The 2,514-nt window shown below is 61.8% G+C and carries 3 protein-coding genes; 1 reads left to right on the forward strand and 2 read right to left on the reverse strand.

Annotated features, from left to right (window positions below; all coding sequences use genetic code 11):
- The coding region (locus AC3XYG_RS17620; RefSeq protein WP_489141154.1) for an MFS transporter at positions 1-431 on the forward strand (431 nt) is incomplete at its 5' end.
- Between the two features lie 246 nt (positions 432-677).
- Here AC3XYG_RS17620 and AC3XYG_RS17625 read toward each other — a convergent pair.
- Positions 678-1,883, reverse strand: a complete 1,206-nt coding sequence (locus AC3XYG_RS17625) for an IS256 family transposase (RefSeq protein ID WP_489141155.1) — start codon at positions 1,881-1,883, stop codon at positions 678-680.
- 293 nt (positions 1,884-2,176) lie between these two features.
- The coding region (locus AC3XYG_RS17630; protein WP_489141156.1) for a hypothetical protein at positions 2,177-2,514 on the reverse strand (338 nt) is incomplete at its 5' end.

Below are 2,514 nucleotides of genomic sequence, written 5' to 3' on the forward strand. Positions count from 1 at the left end.
GTGTGTTCGACCTGGTCGGCACCACGCTGTCCGGCTACCTCACCGACCGCTACGATTCACGCGTCCTGCTGTTCTGGTACTATGGTCTGCGCGGCCTGTCCCTGGTCATCCTGCCGTTCACCAACTTCGACATCGTCAGCCTCACAATCTTCGCGGTGTTCTATGGTCTTGACTGGGTCGCCACCGTGCCCCCCACCGTCACCCTGACCAACGAGGCGTTCGGCAAGAAAGACGCACCGGTGATCGTGTCCTGGATCGTCGCCGGCCACCAGATCGGCGGCGCCTTGGCAGCACTCGGTGCCGGCGAGACCCGCTACCTCACCGGCAGCTACGTCCCGGCCTTCGTGGCCAGCGGCATCGCCTGCCTGATAGCGGCCCTCATGGTGCTGCGCATCGCCCGCAGCCGGGTGGCGGTTGCCATAGCCGAGTGAGGGACTTGGGGGCTCCAACAACGGATAGTCTGTCAGTTCGATTTTGAGGCGGGCCAGGGATATCGGTGCAACGTTCGGCTTCGCCCACGATCAGAACAACGTTGGAGTCTTCATCGACCATCCGATGCGGATCTAAAACGGTTCTGCCGTTGCTTGCAGCCGGCCCGCACAGGTAGCGCATGAGGCCGACCAACTGGGAGAGCCTGTCAGGAATCTTGTGTGAGGGGTCGGTTTCACTTGATCCCTCTACTCGACGCTGAACCGGTCGCCGAACATGATGGCGAACTGCGTCATGGCGGCGGTCCATTCGCGTTGAGCGTTTTTCCAGTTCTTCTCCATCCGGCGCAAGACCAGATATAGCAGTTTGATCGCCGCCTCGTCGGTCGGGAAGTGTCCGCGGCTGCGAACGGCGGTGCGTAAGGTGCTGTTGAGGCTTTCGATGGCATTGGTGGTGTAGATGATCCGCCGCACCTCGGGCGGGAAGGCAAAGAACGGGATCACCTGATCCCATTGCCGTCGCCATAATGGGGCGATCGTGGCGTATTTCCGGCCCCAGGGGCCGGCCTCAAAGGCATCCAGGGCCATCAACGCCGCATCGGCGGTAGGGGCCTGGTAGACCGGCTTCAGCGCGGCCACGACCTGCTTGCGGTCCTGCCAGGAGACATAGGCCAGCGCATTCCGCAGCAGATGGACGATGCAGGTTTGAACCAAGGTTTGCGGGAACGCGGCGTTGATCGCCTCGGGGAAACCCTTCAGCCCATCGACCACAGCGATCAGGATGTCCTTGACCCCGCGGTTGCGCAGCTCGTTGACGATCCGTAGCCAGAACTTGGCGCCCTCGTTCGGATCGATCCACAGCCCCAGGATGTGCTTGCGGCCGTCCGGCGTGATCCCGAGCGCAAGGTAAACCGCCTTGTTGCATACCGTGCCCTGGTCGCGGACCTTCACCCGGATCGCGTCGAAGAACATCACCGGATACAGTGGTTCCAGCGGGCGCGACTGCCATTCGGCGACCTCGGCCGTGACCGCATCGGTGACCGTGCTGATGAGCTGCGGCGAGACCTCCGCGCCGTAGATCTCCTCCAGGTGTCCCTGGATCTCCCGGGTGCTCATGCCGCGCGTGTAGAGCGAGACCACCTTGTCGTCGAAACCCGGCAGCCGGCGCTGGTATTTGCCGATCAGCACGGGATCAAAGCGTGCTTCCCGGTCACGCGGAATGGTGATCTCGACCCGGCTGTCATCGGTTAGCACCCGCTTGCGGGTGGAGCCGTTGCGATGGTTCTTGCCCTCGCCAGCGGCGCGATCCTGGCTCAGGTGGTGCTCGAACTCGGCTGCCATCAGTCGGTTCAGAAGCGCCTTCTTCAGCTCACCGAGCAAGCCATCCTGGCGCATCACCGAGGCCGGATCCTGGCCGGCCAGCAATTCGTCAATCAGTTCGTTCCGTATGGTCATGGGTCTCTCCAAGCCCTCCGCCGGGCTGACTATGACCCCTCACACAAGATTCCTGATAGGCTCGATCGACTGGATCAACGCCCATCTTGCACGACCCACCTGAAGCAGAATGCAGGCGCATGCCGAATTTATGCACGACGCTGGGCATTGAAGAATAATACCAAGAGGCTTCGATATTTACCCCTGCGACACCATAAAGTCGGTGTCAACGGCGCTTGGTATAAGGCGCGCCGCGCTGCCGATCCCACGCCCGATCCGGCTGATAAGTGGCGGCTGTCGGTCGTGGCTTATCGTTACAGCAATGCAGGCAGCCGCCCGTTTCGGGCCAAGCGTTGCCTCGACCCGATCTCGGTATCCATATCCTGCAGGCTCACATCCGCCTGCATCTCATCTTTTGGAGCACGATCATTACACAGCGCCGTCGCTCCCGCGACGCCGCGACCGCTACGGTTTCGATCTGTGTTGGATGTAGACCATGTTTTGCCCGCGGCCGGAGCACTGGGGCACACGACCGCCTGCTCGTATATGCCATCGAAACTGTAGATACTCGACGTCAGACAATCGATTTTTACCGCGTGCAGGATGTCGGCCCTCCGCCGTCGCCCAATCAGCCCGCCTGGGCTGTACCAGT

The organism is Inquilinus sp., from assembly GCF_057815775.1.

Coding starts and splice junctions, on each gene's coding strand:
- AC3XYG_RS17625 (WP_489141155.1), bottom strand. CDS start 1,883: ATGACCATACGGAACGAACTGATTGACGAATTGCTGGCCGGCCAGGAT.